12 protein-coding genes and 1 pseudogene are annotated in these 15,486 nt (G+C 63.8%); 7 read left to right on the forward strand and 6 right to left on the reverse strand.

The features are described 5' to 3' along the window. Positions 1-42: 42 nt before the first annotated feature. Together ACOQFP_RS26125 and ACOQFP_RS26130 are read right to left on the reverse strand one after the other, a co-directional pair. Positions 43-342: a hypothetical protein gene (locus ACOQFP_RS26125; RefSeq protein WP_421585964.1), complete on the reverse strand. Its 300-nt coding sequence runs from the start codon at positions 340-342 to the stop codon at positions 43-45. A gap of 19 nt (positions 343-361) precedes the next feature. Further along, on the reverse strand, positions 362-1,522 hold the full coding sequence (locus ACOQFP_RS26130; protein WP_421585965.1) for an NAD(P)/FAD-dependent oxidoreductase: 1,161 nt from the start codon (positions 1,520-1,522) through the stop codon (positions 362-364). Positions 1,523-1,602: 80 nt separating this feature from the next. Here ACOQFP_RS26130 and ACOQFP_RS26135 point away from each other — a divergent pair, with 80 nt between their 5' ends. Then, positions 1,603-2,166 carry a dihydrofolate reductase family protein gene (locus ACOQFP_RS26135; RefSeq protein ID WP_206487770.1) on the forward strand — a complete coding sequence of 188 codons (564 nt, stop codon included), beginning with the start codon at positions 1,603-1,605 and terminating at the stop codon, positions 2,164-2,166. 22 nt (positions 2,167-2,188) lie between these two features. On the opposite strand, the gene ACOQFP_RS26140 is transcribed toward ACOQFP_RS26135, so the two are convergent. After that, positions 2,189-2,485, reverse strand: coding sequence for a DUF503 domain-containing protein (locus ACOQFP_RS26140; protein WP_206487768.1), 297 nt, complete (start codon positions 2,483-2,485; stop codon positions 2,189-2,191). Positions 2,486-2,588: 103 nt separating this feature from the next. Between ACOQFP_RS26140 and ACOQFP_RS26145 the strand changes: the two genes are divergently transcribed. Genes ACOQFP_RS26145 through ACOQFP_RS26160 form a run of 4 tightly spaced genes read left to right on the forward strand, consistent with a single transcriptional unit; the run spans position 2,589 to position 7,456 of the window. Further along, entirely contained in the window at positions 2,589-3,263 is a 675-nt protein-coding gene (locus tag ACOQFP_RS26145; protein ID WP_206487766.1) for a GntR family transcriptional regulator, read from the forward strand. Between the two features lie 57 nt (positions 3,264-3,320). After that, positions 3,321-5,153 carry an allophanate hydrolase gene (gene atzF / locus ACOQFP_RS26150; protein WP_421585966.1) on the forward strand — a complete coding sequence of 611 codons (1,833 nt, stop codon included), beginning with the start codon at positions 3,321-3,323 and terminating at the stop codon, positions 5,151-5,153. Then, entirely contained in the window at positions 5,150-5,863 is a 714-nt protein-coding gene (locus ACOQFP_RS26155) for a cysteine hydrolase family protein (protein ID WP_421585967.1), read from the forward strand. Before atzF ends, ACOQFP_RS26155 begins: the two co-directional genes overlap by 4 nt. Positions 5,864-5,872: 9 nt before the next feature. Further along, positions 5,873-7,456 carry a regulator gene (locus ACOQFP_RS26160; RefSeq protein ID WP_206487760.1) on the forward strand — a complete coding sequence of 528 codons (1,584 nt, stop codon included), beginning with the start codon at positions 5,873-5,875 and terminating at the stop codon, positions 7,454-7,456. 58 nt (positions 7,457-7,514) lie between these two features. On the opposite strand, the gene car is transcribed toward ACOQFP_RS26160, so the two are convergent. After that, positions 7,515-11,042, reverse strand: a complete 3,528-nt coding sequence (gene car, locus ACOQFP_RS26165; RefSeq protein WP_421585968.1) for a carboxylic acid reductase — start codon at positions 11,040-11,042, stop codon at positions 7,515-7,517. Between the two features lie 276 nt (positions 11,043-11,318). Between car and ACOQFP_RS26170 the strand changes: the two genes are divergently transcribed. Further along, positions 11,319-13,115 (forward strand): acyl-CoA dehydrogenase, encoded by a 1,797-nt coding sequence (locus ACOQFP_RS26170; protein ID WP_206487758.1) that lies wholly within the window; start codon positions 11,319-11,321, stop codon positions 13,113-13,115. A 27-nt stretch (positions 13,116-13,142) separates the two neighbouring features. Next, positions 13,143-13,904 (forward strand): SDR family NAD(P)-dependent oxidoreductase, encoded by a 762-nt coding sequence (locus ACOQFP_RS26175; protein WP_206487756.1) that lies wholly within the window; start codon positions 13,143-13,145, stop codon positions 13,902-13,904. Positions 13,905-13,910: 6 nt separating this feature from the next. Here ACOQFP_RS26175 and ACOQFP_RS26180 read toward each other — a convergent pair whose 3' ends face one another. Continuing rightward, positions 13,911-15,173: a cupin domain-containing protein gene (locus ACOQFP_RS26180; protein WP_421585969.1), complete on the reverse strand. Its 1,263-nt coding sequence runs from the start codon at positions 15,171-15,173 to the stop codon at positions 13,911-13,913. Then, positions 15,173-15,355 (reverse strand): annotated as a pseudogene (locus tag ACOQFP_RS26185) (BatC protein); the annotation flags it as partial. The pseudogene ACOQFP_RS26185 and the gene ACOQFP_RS26180, both read right to left, overlap by 1 nt. Positions 15,356-15,486: the final 131 nt, after the last annotated feature.

The raw sequence follows: 15,486 nt of genomic DNA on the forward strand, positions 1-15,486 counted from the left end.
AACTGTATTGGATAGTTTCCACTATGGCAACCATTGGTGTGGTCAGCTCTTGCGTTCGCCGCCCGGTCGCGGGAGCTCTGTTTCCCAGCGCCTCCGGCGTTCGTCGTCGGACTGTTCCCACCACGGTGTTCCGCGCTCGCCCAATGCAACTTTGGTGGCCTGTACACCGGCGCGAGCCTCAGGAGCACTCGATGTGCGTTTCACCTCCCTGCGCCAGTCCATGAGGATCGATCGCAGCTCTGCATCGCGCTGCTCTGGAATCTTGGGATCCGTTGCGCGCCAGCGCCGCCCCTTGATGACGACGTAGCGACCGTCCTCGGTCGACTCGGGCTCTGCGGTCATGACCCCACCCTGCCATGTGTCAGCTACCGAGGTACTGCGGCACTTCGATCCCATCGATGCCCAATGCCACGGCAGCACGTGCGGTGACCGGCCCCACCAGATTGCCGGTTCCGTTGTAGCCGCCGAATGCGATCATCCCGTCGTCGACATGGGTGCACAGGGGGCGTCCGTCCGTGGTGAACCCGACCGACGCCGCCCACCGCGCGTTCACCGAAACCGACTGCCCAGCAAATGATGCGGCGACCGAATCGAGATAGTTCTGTACCTGAGCAGTCGGTTCGCCCGACTGCGTCCATTCGTCTTCGGCGAACCGATCGCGGCCACCGCCGACGAACAGTCGACCGGACGCGTCCTGCTGCGCATAGTCGTACCCCCATCGGCCGTAGACAGGGCACGGCAGCCGATCCGCCGAGACAGGCGCGGTAGCGAGCATCTGCAAACGTGCCGTCCGAACTCGGCCGTCGAGTTGAGGCAGTATCCGTTCGAGTCGACCGTCCACGGCGACCAGAATCAGACCGCACCGAACAACCCCGCGGGGCGTCGTCACCACGCCCGGCTCGAGTGCAACCGCCGGGGTGTGCTCGAACAGCCGAGCGCGACCGGCCAACATCGATGCCATCGCCAGCGCTCGACGCGCAGGATTCACCACTGCGTCGTCGGGTAGGAATATCCCGTCGCCGAGCGCGCCTGCGTAGGTTTCCACCGCAATGTCGTGCTCGCCCAAGCAGTGCGCCAATGCCTGGCAATCCTGTTCATCGGCTGCATCGGCGGGAGCACCCGGAATCCCCGCGAGCCGAATTGACCCGGTGCGGCGCACCACCTCGGAGCCGAGACGTGCTTCGAGCGAATCGATCTCGGCGAGGGTAGCCCGATACAGATCGAGAGCGCACGGCCCCCATTCCGCGAGCGCGGTGTGCAAGAACGTTGCAGGACCGCCGAGCAGAAAGCCACCGTTTCGACCTGCGGCACCGGCGGCCACCCGACCGGCGTCGATTCCCACGACGTCGAGGCCACGATCCTGGAGTTCAGCGACAGCGGCGAGACCGGAACCCCCGAGGCCGACGACGCAGACCTCGGCGGTGCAATGGCCGTCCATCGAAGGCAGACCGGTCCAGCCGGACACGACAGGGTCGTCGTCCCATGCAGGCCTGGACTTTCCGCTCGCGTCGATGCCGATCATCGTGTCGATAGTATCTGCGGAACGCCGGGTGCATGATCTACGATTCCGAGAGCCATCCCGAGAACCCGTGAGGACCTCCCATGCGCACTCTGATCGTGACCGCCTTCGTCTCTCTCGACGGCGTGATGGAAGCCCCAGGAGGCGAAGCGGGCTACCGTAACTCCGGGTGGACGTTCACCGGCATCGAGTTCGATCCGGCGGCCTACGAGATCAAGGGCCGCGAACAGGATGAGGCGACGGCGCTGCTGCTTGGGCGCACCTCGTACGAGGCCTTCGCGCCGATCTGGCCCACCATGGACGATTTCGCCGGGTACAACGCGATGCCACGGTACGTGGTGTCGACGACGCTCGAGCAGGACGACTCGCGCTGGCCTGCAACCGTTCTGCGTTCTATCGATGATGTCGCCGAGCTCAGGGACTCCGATGGCGGGCCCATTTCGGTACACGGCAGTGCCACCCTCGGCCGATCACTGGCCGATGCGGGCCTCGTCGATCGATACCACCTACTCGTCTTTCCGCTCCTGCTCGGCGCGGGAAAGCGGCTGTTCAGTTCAGCCGACAAGGACACCACACATCTCGAACTGATCGAACATCAGGTGTACGGCAACGGAATTCAGAAGCAGGTATTCGACGTTCGCCACTGACGCACAACACGGTGACATCAGGTCAGACGTCGTCGCTTCGAATGGTGCGCCGCCGGACCGACACCAGTTGAAGTTCGGGCCGCGAGGCCGCGACGCGTTCGAGTCGGTCGAGAACATCGACGACGTGTTCGAGGTCTCCCGCTACGACCGATGCGCCCACGCCTGCTCGGCGGTGAAGTTCGCGATGATCGGTCTCTGCGACCGAGACAGCGAACTTTCGGTGCATTTCCGAAATCACCGGCCGGATCACCGAACGCTTCTCTTTGAGAGAGTGCACGTCGCCGAGGAGAAAGTCGAATTCGATCCATCCAATCCACATATGCTCGTCAGCGTACCGCTGAGGGGCGACCGACGCTGCACACTCGACTCGGCGATACGGGTGGATACACGCCATCAGGCCCGCGGGTTCGTACACTGGCGACATGACCGCACCGGTAGGACAGGGACCCCTACCGCCGAGCCTTGTCGAAATGGCGACCCGACAGGTGCGTTCCGAGGTGCTCAGTGGGGCACTCGAGCCCGGCTCTCGGGTGGTGGAGGAAACGCTCTGCGCACGCCTCGGCATCAGCAGAGCGCCGGTGCGCGAGGCGCTGCGGCTGCTTGCTCAGCAGGGCCTCGTAGAACATCTCCCGCGGCGGGGATTTCGGGTGACGGTCTGGTCCGCAGAGGATATTCTCGAACTGTTCGAGCTGCGCCAAGTGCTCGAACAGCACGCGATCACGCGTGCGCTCCCACTCGAATCGCCGCCCGAGAGAGCATTCGGGTCGGTGCGGGCAGCACTCGACGAGATGCGTGAGGCCGATGCTCGAGGGGACACCCTGGAGAAGGACGACGCGCATCGCCGATTCCATGAAGCCATCGTGGCGTTGGCCGGCAGTCGACAGTTGGATGTGGCGTATGCGCCCATCCTGCTGAAGTTGCAGCTTCCGATGGCGCGCAACCTCAGGGAGGAAGCGAGGGTCGCGAATCCGGTCGACGGGATCCGGCGCCATGAATGCTTGCTGGATGCGATCGAATCGAACGACGTCTCGGTTGCGCTCGCCGCACTGCGGCAACACGGTGAACTGACGTACCTGCACCTCGAGAGCATTTCCTAACAGACTCGAAACACGGCATCAACCTGCGGTAACAGAAAACTGTCGACAATCGACGGTATGAATTCAGATCAGGTTCCGGGGCCTAGGCCGACCATCGCCGCGATGCTCGACGCGTACCGCCGCGGCGAGGTCACTCTCGTCGACGTCGTCGACGAGTTCTCGGCAGCCGTCGCCACACGCGGTGACGACGGAACGTGGATCACCGTCGTATCTCGTACGGATCTGCTCGCTGCGGCAGCAGCGATAGATGCTCGACCCGATGCGCGTTCTCTGCCCCTGTACGGAATTCCATTCGGCGTGAAAGACAGCATCGATGTAGCCGGGTACCCGACCACGCTGGCCTGCCCCGACTATGCCTACACACCCGATTCGACGGCGCCGGCAGTTCAAGCACTGCTCGACGCGGGAGCGATATTCGTCGGCAAGACGAGCCTCGATCAGTTCGCCACCGGCCTGAACGGCACCCGCACGCCGCACACCATCCCGCGCAGTGTCTACGGCAACGACATGATCTCGGGCGGCTCGAGTTCCGGATCGGCACTGGCGGTCGCTCTGGGGCAGGTGCCGTTCTGCGTCGCCACCGACACCGCCGGGTCCGGTCGAGTGCCTGCTGCGCTCAACGGAATCGTGGGCTGGAAGCCCTCGCGTGGCCTGATCAGTACCACCGGACTCGTACCCGCATGCAAGTCGCTCGATTGCATCACCCTGATGGCGTCCACCGTCGAGGATCTGGATCTCGTCTTCGACGTCGTATGTGGTGAGGATCCGGCTGATGGTTGGTCACGTCCGCGAGGTAGCCGATACGACGGCCACGACATCACCGTCGGACTGCCGGACCCAGGACAGCTGGAGTTCTTCGGTGACACGGCCATGGCCGACGCGCACTCGGCCGCGCGCAGTTCGCTACCCGAGCACGGATTCCGAACCACAGCAGTCGATCTCACTCCCTTCCTCGACGCCGGATCGCTGCTGTATCAGGGACCGTGGGTGGCCGAGCGCCTGGTCGAGTTCGATGATTTCCTCACCGAGCACCCGGACTCGATCGTGCCCGTCGTCCGCGACATCTTCCTGGGCGGACGGGCCTATACGGCCGTCGATGCTTTTCGGGCATTGCAGACGCTTCAGCAGCTCCGTGCACGGGTGGAGCAATTGTGGACCACGATGGATGTGATGGTCGTGCCGACCATCGGAACCACCTTCACCGTCACGGAGGTATTGGCGGATCCCATCGCATGCAATACAGCGCTCGGTCACTACACCCACTTCGGAAACCTGCTCGACCTGACGGCGGTGGCCGTTCCCGTCGGGCTGACCGAGGACGGTCGACCGGTCAGCCTCATGGTGATCGGGCCTGCGCTGGCCGACGACACCGTTCTCGCGGTTGCGGCCGAATTGCTCGGAGAGCGACGAGTCGTCTCGACACCGAGTGCGGCCGCAGAATCGGCAGTCGAGACCCTCGACATCGTCGTTGCCGGGCACCACCTGTCGGGTGAGCGGGCCAATCCTCAGCTGCTCGATCTGGGCGGATCTCTGGTGGAGGCGACGACCACCGCACCGACGTACACCCTGCTTCGGATCGGAACCTCCGATCCGACGCCCGGCCTGCTGCGAGTTCCTTTCGGCGGCAGCGCAATAGACGTGGAGAGGTGGCGTCTGCCCGTCGCCTCTCTTGCTGTACTCGCGGGCAGACTGCCGGCGGTGCTCGCTCTGGGACGAGTGCAGCTGGCCGACGGGTCCGACGTTCTCGGCTACGTCTGCGACGCGACTGTGCAGACCGGGGCGGACCGTCACACCGTCGACGACATCAGCGAGTTCGGTGGCTGGCGGGCATATTCCCGGGCGATCAAATCCATACCCGATATTTCCACTGCAGCACAGGAGATCTCATGACCTCAACACAAGTTCGGGAGGCGAGGATTCCGTCGGCATCGCCGTCGGAATTCACTTTCGATCCCGAAACGACCGCACTACTCGTCATCGACATGCAGCGTGACTTCTTGCTGCCCGGAGGGTTCGGTGAGAGTCTCGGCAACGACGTCGGCCTGCTTCGATGCGTGATCGAACCCCTCGCAGCACTCGTGTCGGTCGCACGGGATGCTGGGATTCCCGTGATCCATACTCGAGAGGGCCACCTTCCGGACCTGTCGGACTGTCCACCGGCCAAGCTGCGACGCGGGACCCCATCGCAACGAATAGGAGATCCGGGAGCGTTCGGCCGCATCCTCGTTCGCGGCGAGTTCGGTCACGACATCATCGACGAGTTGAAACCGATCGAAGGCGAGACGGTCATCGACAAACCCGGAAAGGGGGCGTTCTACGCAACCGAACTCTCCGACATTCTTGCGGGCGCAGGAATCACCACGCTGCTCGTCACCGGTGTGACGACCGAGGTGTGTGTGCACACCACCGTTCGGGAAGCCAACGATCGCGGATACGAGTGCCTGGTGGTGACGGACTGTGTCGGTTCGTATTTCCCGGAATTCCACCGTGTCGGCCTCGAGATGATCTCGGCTCAGGGCGGCATCTTCGGGTGGACCGCCCCCTCGGACGACGTCGTGAGCGCGTTGTCAGCCACCGTCCCCACTTCGGCCACTCGATAGGACCCAGCGATGACCACGGACGTCAAGAATTCGACTACGGCCGGCCCGCCGTCTTCCTTCAGCCTCTCGTGGTGGACCAAGGGAGACACCAACGCGTTCTTCGGACTCGGCTTCAACATACTCGTCAATGTGCTCACCCTGACGACCCTGAGTATCGCGGTGGTCGCGATTCCGGGGAGCGATGTTCTCGGCACGTTGCTGCCTGCCCTCGGCATCGCCTTGATTCTCGGAAACCTGTACTACATGGTTCTCGCCCGTCGATTGGCCAAGCGCGAGAATCGAACCGACGTGACGGCCCTGCCCTACGGGCCGAGTGTTCCGCACATGTTCATCGTGGTCTTCGTGGTGATGCTGCCGGTCTACCTGTCGACGGGTGACCCGCTGCAGGCGTGGGCGGCGGGGCTGGCCTGGGCATTCATGATCGGCATCATCGTCATGATCGGGGCGTTCGTCGGACCCTACATTCGCAGGATCACTCCGCGGGCAGCGATGCTGGGCACGCTCGCCGGCATCTCCATCACCTTCATCGCCATGCGACCTGCCGCTCAGATGTGGGAGGCGGCCTGGATCGGATTGCCCGTTCTCGCAATCATTCTGATCGGCTTCTTCACCGATGTGAAGCTACCGGGCAATATTCCGGTCGGTCTCGCTGCGCTCCTGGTGGGTACCGCGATCGGCTGGATCGGCGGATACATGTCCGTTCCGGACGTGACCGAGGCCGCCGGCAACATTGCACTCGGCCTGCCCGATCTGCGGCTCGATCTACTCCTCGATGGTCTCGGCAATCTTGCGCCACTGCTGGCCACCGCAATTCCGTTGGGGGTCTACAACTTCACCGAAGCGATGAGCAACGTCGAAAGCGCGTCTGCTGCGGGGGACAACTACAACCTGCGCAGCGTGCTGCTCGCGGACGGACTCGGTGCGATCATCGGCTCTGCCTTCGGATCGCCCTTCCCGCCCGCGGTCTACATCGGCCATCCGGGCTGGAAGGACGCCGGAGGCCGAACCGGGTACTCACTGGTGTCGGGCATTGCGATCGGGCTGATGTGCTTCCTCGGGCTGTTCGGACTGCTGGCAACACTTCTGCCCATTCCGGCGATCGTCCCGATTCTGCTCTACATCGGCCTACTGATCGGTGCCCAAGCATTCCAAACGGTACCGAGGCTGCACGCCATCGCTGTGGTGGTGGCGCTGCTGCCCAACCTTGCAGAGTGGGCAGTCGGATTGATAGACAATGCGCTCAGTGCGGCGGGTACGTCGGCTTCCGAGGTCGGTAGTGAGGCGCTCGGCCAGGCGGGTGTCGTATACGAGGGTCTGAAGATGTTCGGATCCGGTGCGGTGCTTGCCGGGCTCATGCTCGGCACTATCGTCACGTTCGTTCTGGACAAACGTTTTCTCGCCGCCGCAGTGGCGGGTGGGGTAGCCGCAGCATTGGCGTGGGTCGGCTTGATCCACTCGCACGAAGTGGGATGGGCAGCCAACCCCCAAGTTGCCCTTGGATATCTGTTGTTCGGGTTGGTGTGTCTGGCGTACTCGAGGCTGATTCCGGCTCCACGGTCCACGGACGAACCGGAACCCGAGCCGGTGCACTAGCGAGCCTGCGGCGCAGAGGTACCCGATGCGGGTCGCACGACCCGCATCGGGAACCGCTCTAGCGTTCGCTCACCAGATCGAGCGCGACGAGATCGGCCAAGTACTTCTCGATGAGTTCGCGCCCGAGATGCGGAATATCAACGACAGCAGCCGCGAACTCGTCCGCAGGCAGCATCGCCCCGGAGGAAGGCGGTTGCGGCCGCGCGTACGAGTCGATCAGGGGGAGCAGTGAGTGGGATCGCTGCTTATCCGGAAGATCCTCGACCGCGTCGCTGAAACGGCGGAACCACTCGTCGTAGTTCTCGACGATCTCGATATCGCGACCGGCTTCACGAAGCCAGTCGACGAACGTGTCCAGTGAGATGTTGTCGTCGTGTGGGTTGAGAATGTCGAAGGTTCGGTAGCCGGACAGATCTTCACCGGCAATGGACGTGATGGCAGTTGCACTGAAATCTGCAGGGAGTCCGTCGTAATGGGCACATGGTCGGCCCTGCTCGTCGGTCGGTGCCCCGGTGTCGAGGGCGTAGAACGTCCGTGGTGCCAAGCCGGTGGCCACCACCGACAGGATCAGGCGGGTGAACACATCCGGAACGTTGAGCTGACCCGACCACGTGCTGTGCGCCAGGATCATATCGGAGCGGAAAACCGACACCGGCAGGCCGAACTCGTCGAAGGCATTGCGCAACAACACTTCACCGGCCCACTTGGAATTGCCGTAACCGTTGGCGTACGAATCGTCGACTGCGCGCGACGGGCTGTCGATGCGGATGTCGCCGTTCTCCCGGAAATTGTCGACGCCCACGGCAACCGCGACCGTCGACAGATAGGTGACAGGCTTGAGATGGTGGGTGAGCGCCAGCCGGATCACCTCGGCGGTTCCGACCACGTTGGGGCCGAACAGGTGCTCGTAGGGGAGTGCATGGTTGACCAGCGCTGCGGGGTGGACGATGCGATCGACTCGATCGGCCAGCGCCGCGAAGGCATCCTCGTCCATGCCGAAGCGAGGCGTGCCGAGATCACCCGCAACTACTTCGAGAACGGCCTTCGCCAAAGTCCGGTAGCGATCGATCAGCTCGGCGTCGCCACTGTCGAACGCGGCATCGAGTCGAGCGCGTGCATCGGCATCGGAGCGTCCACGTACCAGGCAGATCACCGTGCCGCCGACCTCTGCCATTCGCTCGAGCCATTCCAGGCACAGGAACCGGCCCAGATATCCGTTGGCACCGGTCAACAGAACGGTATCGGTTCTGTTTCTCGGGCCCGGAACACCGAGGGCGGCATCGAGTAGTCCATCGTCGAGAAAAGCAGACAGGCGCAGGTCGGATGCATGGGCGACGACGGCGTCGCGACCATGAACCGATGCGAATGTTGCGGTGTCGCACTCGCTGTCCCGAGCGGACGAGATGTACTCGGCCAGTGCCGACAGGTCCATCGCAGGACCGGTGATCACGCCCACGGGGACGTCGACACCGTAGATGTCACGCAGCAGGGTCGAGAACGTCAACGCCGACAACGAATCTCCGCCGAGATCGCTGAAGTGGGCGTCGGGACGGATCTCGGAGCCCTCGCATCCGAGCACTGCTCGAGCTGCGTCACCGACCGTGGTGGAGACGGGGGCGTCGGCACCGCTGCGTCGAAGCTCGCGCAAACGTTCGTTCTGACCCGACTCCATTTCGGCGTAGCGGCGCTCGAGGTCGGCACCGTATCGCTCGACGAGCTTGGGGCGCAATTGCTTGCCTGCACCGGACAGCAGCCCGTTCTCCTGAGTGAACGCACGGCTCTCGATCACTACCTCGCGGGGAATCTCGTACGAATTCAGCGATTCGGTACGTGCGATGTCCTGCAGTGATTCGACGATCGCAGCCGCGGTGGTATCCGGCCGGGACGGAACGACGACAGCCAGAAGGTAGGAGCGTTGGCTGTTTCCGTACACGAAGATCTGATCGACCAGCTCGCTGGTACCGAAGAGCGCTTCGAGGCGTGCCAGCGCCACGAATTCGCCCTGCGCAAGCTTGAGAACGTTCTTGCGCCGGTCGACGTATGCGAGCCGGTCCGGCCCGATCTCGGCGACGACGTCACCGGTGCGGTAGAAGCCCTCGGCGTCGAAGACCTCGGCAGTGACGTCCGGACGCTTGTAGTACCCGGGGATGATCGATGCAGTCTTGAGCAGTAGCTCGCCGCGTGGATGTGGTGTGTCGGTGGAGAAATATCCGAGCTCCGGTACATCGCACAGCTTGTATTCCAGCACCGGGGGGCGTGCGACGACGCCGTCGAGCGATACCGTTCCGGCTTCGGTCGAGCCGTAGTTGTCCGCGACATGCACATCGAGCAGTTCTGTGACGAAGTCCTTGACCTCGGGGGCGATCGGTGCGGTGCCGACCATCGCCGCCAGAACCCGCCCGCCGAACTGCTCGACTCTGTTGCGCTCCAACACTGCCCGACGCGTCTGCTCCTCGTCCTTTTCCGTGGAACGTTGGAGTTCCCGGTCGATCTCGGCGAGCACGGTGTGTCGAATCATCTCGCACACACGGGGAATCAGCAGTGCCAACGTCGGTCGAGCAAGTGCGAAATCCTCGAACAGGGTCGACAGATCGCTGGCTGCGGTGAAGTGCACGGTCCCACCCGCGGCGAGCGTCGTGAAGACGAGTCCGCGGCCGGCCAGGTGACTCATCGGAAGGTAGTCGAGGGTGATGACCGGAAAGGCCTGCCGGTCGGCGGCTTCGCTCGATGTCCCTGTGCGGTGCAGGGCACCGGTCCATGCCCCGCACACGATCTGTTCGGTGTGCATCGCTCCCTTGGGGGTACCGGTGCTACCCGAGGTGTAGATCAGCGTCGCGAGCCGGGTGGGATCCTCACCGTCGGGCAGCGGAACCTCGGGAAGCTGTGCGCCGTCGTCGACCATCTCGTTCAGGGGACGCACGACCAGTCCCACCCCGTGAGCGTCTTCGCGGGCAGCGGTCAGGGCTCGCGTGTGTGCATCGATCGCGCCGTCGTAATCGAGCACGATGATCCTGCGGATGGATCGGCAGTGCGTGGCAACCCGAACTGCTACGGGCAGATTGTCGACATCCGCAGCCAGTACGACGGGTTCGACCTCGTCCGCGATGGCCGACAGCTGACCGGCGGTGGCTCCGGCCTGCAGTGGAACGGCGATCGCACCGAGCCTGATCGTGGCCAACTCCGCGATCACGTAATCGACACCGGCGAATCCCAGTGTTGCGAAGAAGTCTCCTGGCGCGATACCGACATCGTCGTGTGTCAGTGCCGATGCGAGCGCACCCGCGTCGTTCCAGGCCTCGCCGTAGGTGATGGTCTCGAACCGCGGGAGCAGCCGGCGAGTGCGTTCACCACCGCTGGATACGATTTCTCGTGCGCGGCGGGCGAGTGCAGGCCGCTGTGCGTAGCGGTCCATGATCTCGGCGATCACGCGGGCGAGGCTCGGAGCCAGTTCCTGCGCGGCGTCGGCTACCGCGCTGTCGGGCTCGGCGGCTCGAAACGCGTGATCGTTGTCGTGGAGCTCCTGAAATCGGCTGTGTAGTCTGCTGATTCGCTCATGGTCGCTGTCGATGGTCAGTGTGTGCGTCATGCTCGACTCCCTCCGACGATGCGCGCCGAACCTGTTTTCGGCATCGCGATCATCCGATCATATCGTTACCCAAGGTAAGTATATGCACGGTTGTGCAGTTTCAATCGTGACGCTCCTCATAGGCGATGTGGTCTCCGATGCGTCGTCCGTGGACTGGCAGGACCGGGGTCGAGGCTCGGGACGTGCTCGAATCCCGACTTGTATGGTGATGGCGTAGTCACCTGCGTCACAGCGAACACTGATGTGCTGGCGCGCCCTCGCGATCGGAGAATGAAGATGTCGGAAGGTCTTTCGCGCCGCGACCTGGATTTCATGCTGTACGAATGGCTGGACGTGGCGGGTCTGACCAACCGTCCACGCTTCGCGGAACACTCGCGCGAGACCTTCGATGCCGTGCTCGACCTCAGTGCGGACATCGCGCGCAAGCACTTCGCACCGCACAACAAGAAAGCAGACGCGCAGGAGCCGACCATGAAGTCGGACGGCACTGTCGAGTTGATACCCGAGGTCAAGGAGGCTCTCGACGTCTATGCATCGGCAGGTCTGATTGCCGGACAGTTCGACGAGTCGATCGGCGGTATGCAATTGCCTGCGACCGTAGCTCGGGCGGCGATGGCGTTCTTCCAGGCCGCGAACGCCGGGACATCGTCCTATCCGTTCCTCACCATGGCGAATGCCAATCTGATCGCGACCTACGGCACACCCGATCAGATACGTGACTACGTCCGGCCGATGCTCGACGGACGCTGGTTCGGAACCATGTGTCTGTCGGAGCCGCAGGCGGGATCGTCGTTGGCCGACATCACCACGAAAGCAGTACCGCAGGACGACGGCAGTTTCCGTATCACCGGTACCAAAATGTGGATCTCCGGTGGCGATCACGAACTCACCGAGAACATCGTCCATCTGGTTCTCGCCAAAACCCCCGGTGGACCGCCAGGGGTCAAGGGAATCTCGCTGTTCATCGTGCCGAAGTTCCTCCCCGACGGTGACGGCGGTGTGGGCGAGCGCAACGACATCGTGCTGACCGGCCTCAATCACAAGATGGGCAACCGTGGTACCACCAACACACTGTTGGCGTTCGGTGACGGAACTCATGGTCCCGCTGGTCGACCCGGGGCTGTCGGATTCCTGGTCGCCGACGAGAACCGCGGACTGTCGTACATGTTCCACATGATGAACGAAGCCCGCATCGGAGTTGGGTTCCTGGCCATTTCGCTCGGCTACGTCGGCTACCTGAAATCGGTCGAATATGCGAAGACACGCACTCAGGGACGGCCGCTCGGCGCGAAAGACCCTGCAGCGCCCCCGGTGGCGTTGATCGAGCATGCCGATGTGCGCCGAATGTTGTTGGCACAGAAGGCTTATGTGGAGGGTGCGCTGGCGCTCGGACTCTACTGCTCGCGTCTGGTCGACTATCAGGCCACGGCCGCCGACGACGCAGATGCAGCGCGTTGGACACTGCTGCTCGACGTTCTGACGCCGATCGCCAAGAGCTGGCCATCGCAGTGGTGCCTCGAAGCAAACAGTCTGGCTGTTCAGGTGCACGGCGGGTACGGCTACACCCGCGACTACGACGTCGAACAGCATTACCGCGACAACCGTCTCAATCCGATTCACGAAGGTACGCACGGTATTCAGGGGTTGGACCTGCTCGGCCGCAAAGTCGTCATGCAGAACGGCGCGGGATTGGCGCTGCTCGGCGAGAAGATCGCGGAGACGGTGGGCCGGGCGCACACCGCCGGTGGCGACGCAGCCCGATACGGCCTCGAGTTGCAGGCCCAGTTCAACAGAATCGTCGAGGTCACCGCGGCCGTGTGGGGGACCGGCGATGCGGCTGTGGCCCTGGCGAATTCGACGGCCTATCTCGAAGCGATGGGGCACATCGTCGTCGCCTGGATGTGGCTGGAGCAGTTGCTGGCCGTCAGCGACGAAACCGGAGACTTCTACGACGGAAAGCGTTCCGCGGCCAGGTACTTCTACGTGTACGAGCTGCCGAAGGTAGCGGTTCAGCTCGACCTGCTGGCGGCATTGGACCGGACCACCCTGGATATGTCACCCGCCTGGTTCTGAGAACATCCGACAAGGAGATCGATGCAGATGTCTGTTCTGGACAAATTTCGCCTGGACGGGCGAGTCGTCATCGTCACCGGAGCGTCCTCAGGACTCGGTGTGGCGTTCGCGAAAGCAGCAGCCGAGGCCGGTGCCGATGTGGTGCTTGCCGCGCGGCGAGTGGACAAGCTGGCGCAGACCGCACAGTTGATCGACAGCGTCGGCGGTCGGTCGATCTCCGTGGCGACCGACGTGGTCGATCCGAACCAGTGCACAGCGATGGTCGACGCGGCCATGGCAGAGTTCGGCAAGGTCGACGTGCTGATCAACAACGCCGGAGTGGGCACCGCGTATCCCGCCACTCGGGAGACGCCCGAGCAGTTTCGCTCGGTCATCGACATCAACGTGAACGGATCGTACTGGGCGGCGCAGGCGTGCGGCCGGGTGATGGAACCGGGCAGCTCGATCATCAACATCTCGAGCGTGCTCGGGCTGACCACCGCGGGCCTACCCCAAGCGGCCTACAGTGCCAGCAAGGCCGCGATCATCGGTCTCACCCGCGACCTCGCTCAGCAATGGGGAGCGCGAAAGGGAATCAGGGTCAATGCTATTGCGCCCGGCTTCTTCCAGAGCGAGATGACGGACTCCTATCGACCTGGGTACCTCGATTCACTGTCCCCGCGAATGATCCTCGGGCGCACCGGCGACCCCGAGGAACTGGCAGCCTCGGCGATCTGGCTCGCCTCCCCAGCCGGGGGATACGTGACCGGTCAAACGATCGTCGTCGACGGCGGTGTCACCATCACCTGACGGTCGTCAGTGGGCTACCGACACGGCGATGCCCTCGCGTATCAGCCTGCGTGCGACCACCACCGCGTCGTCGGTGTCCAGCCCGGGCAACAGGTCGAGTCGGCACGGCGAACCGGCCAGTAGGTGCTCGAGGGCGTCGGCGCACTGAAGTGGCATCGTCACGGTCTTGTTCCGAAGTACAAGCGAGACCCCTTCGGTTCCGCGCGAGATGCGCGCGAAGACGCCGGGTCGCAGCCGGATGGAGTCCTCGCCGCCGAGTGCTTCCATCGCGGTGACACTGCGTAGTGGGCGCACCGGTTCCGGGCGAACGAGAGCGTCGTAGCGATCGGCGAGTCGGTTCGCGAGACGGCGCACCGACTCTGGATCTCGGGCCATATCGTCGAGGGCGATGCGCATCGCATCGAGCACTCGACGGACGTGGGGACCGACGGACTCGAGATCGGTCGGGTCCAGCCCGGCCGGAAGCGGCGCGCGCAGAGCTTCCACATCGGCGAGTGCTTCGAGGGTGCGCTGTGCGATGTCGTAGTCGTTGAACGACGCGACGCCGATCGTGAGATGAACGGTCGTGGCACCGAGCGCCTGCGCGGAGTGAATCCAACCGCGGGGCAGATAGAGCACGTCGCCGGGTTCGAGGACGACGTCCAGTGCGGAGGTCTGCGATGCTCGCTCCTCGACGGCCGAACGCCGGTCCGACCAGGGTTGGTCGTCGAGCGGATGCATGTGTACCGGCGAGTGAACGGTCCACCGCTTGGTGCCTGCGATCTGGACGACGAATACGTCGTGCACGTCGTAATGCGGTGAGAATCCCTGCGAGGCAGCGGGTGTGACGTAGGAATTGACCTGGACGGGGTGGCCGAGTTCTCGAACGAGATCACCGACGAAATGGATCAGCGGCGGCCACAGCCGGTGCAGCCCCTGCAGCACGAGAGTATTTCCGGCCGCGAACGATTCCAGTACGGCACCGGAGTCCACCTGATCGGTGATCTCGGCCCCGAACCCACCCGAGGCGGTGAACTTCGCTCGGTCCACCAGGCGGCCGTCCTTGGCCATGCGTACGAACGGGGTGCGAACGCCGCGTTCGGCAATGAGCTCGTCGACCGCGTCGACCGTCATCAAGTCCTCGAACGATCCGGGCAGATCCGCGGACCTGGTGAGCTTGGGGACGACGCCCCAGAACCGATCGGCAAAAGTGTCGAGATCGACGCCGGTGAGACGGCGAAGCGCGGACCGGTGATCCGATCCGCGCTCGCCGCCCGCCCCTGTGATCAAGCGGTACCGTCCGCACCGCCGTCGTGTCCGTTGGGGTTGGATCCGCCGTCGGCGGGGCCTTCGCCTGCTCCGGCCGAGCCGTCCGCACCGCCGTCGTGACCGCCTGGGTTCGATCCGCCGTCGGCTGGGCCTTCACCTGCGGCTCCGCCCGAAGTGGTGATGTCGTCGTCGTTGATGCTCATCGAGGTCCTTCCAGTCGTGGAGGTTCGTGTGCCCGCGCAGTGCGAGAACATCGGGGGTATTGACGCAAACTCTGTTTTTCAAACAGCCGCGGGATCGAGATTTTCCGACGCATCCTCCGCGTCCCCTTCGG

This window comes from Rhodococcus sp. MALMAid1271, from assembly GCF_049195265.1.
Classification (GTDB): Bacteria; Actinomycetota; Actinomycetes; order Mycobacteriales; family Mycobacteriaceae; genus Rhodococcoides.

Excerpts from the sequence above, each read along its gene's own strand:
- ACOQFP_RS26125 (WP_421585964.1), bottom strand. The coding sequence starts at position 342 with ATGACCGCAGAGCCCGAGTCGACCGAGGACGGTCGCTACGTCGTCATC.
- ACOQFP_RS26130 (WP_421585965.1), bottom strand. The coding sequence starts at position 1,522 with ATGATCGGCATCGACGCGAGCGGAAAGTCCAGGCCTGCATGGGACGAC.
- ACOQFP_RS26135 (WP_206487770.1), top strand. The coding sequence starts at position 1,603 with ATGCGCACTCTGATCGTGACCGCCTTCGTCTCTCTCGACGGCGTGATG.
- ACOQFP_RS26140 (WP_206487768.1), bottom strand. The coding sequence starts at position 2,485 with ATGTGGATTGGATGGATCGAATTCGACTTTCTCCTCGGCGACGTGCAC.
- ACOQFP_RS26145 (WP_206487766.1), top strand. The coding sequence starts at position 2,589 with ATGACCGCACCGGTAGGACAGGGACCCCTACCGCCGAGCCTTGTCGAA.
- atzF (WP_421585966.1), top strand. The coding sequence starts at position 3,321 with ATGAATTCAGATCAGGTTCCGGGGCCTAGGCCGACCATCGCCGCGATG.
- ACOQFP_RS26155 (WP_421585967.1), top strand. The coding sequence starts at position 5,150 with ATGACCTCAACACAAGTTCGGGAGGCGAGGATTCCGTCGGCATCGCCG.
- ACOQFP_RS26160 (WP_206487760.1), top strand. The coding sequence starts at position 5,873 with ATGACCACGGACGTCAAGAATTCGACTACGGCCGGCCCGCCGTCTTCC.
- car (WP_421585968.1), bottom strand. The coding sequence starts at position 11,042 with ATGACGCACACACTGACCATCGACAGCGACCATGAGCGAATCAGCAGA.
- ACOQFP_RS26170 (WP_206487758.1), top strand. The coding sequence starts at position 11,319 with ATGTCGGAAGGTCTTTCGCGCCGCGACCTGGATTTCATGCTGTACGAA.
- ACOQFP_RS26175 (WP_206487756.1), top strand. The coding sequence starts at position 13,143 with ATGTCTGTTCTGGACAAATTTCGCCTGGACGGGCGAGTCGTCATCGTC.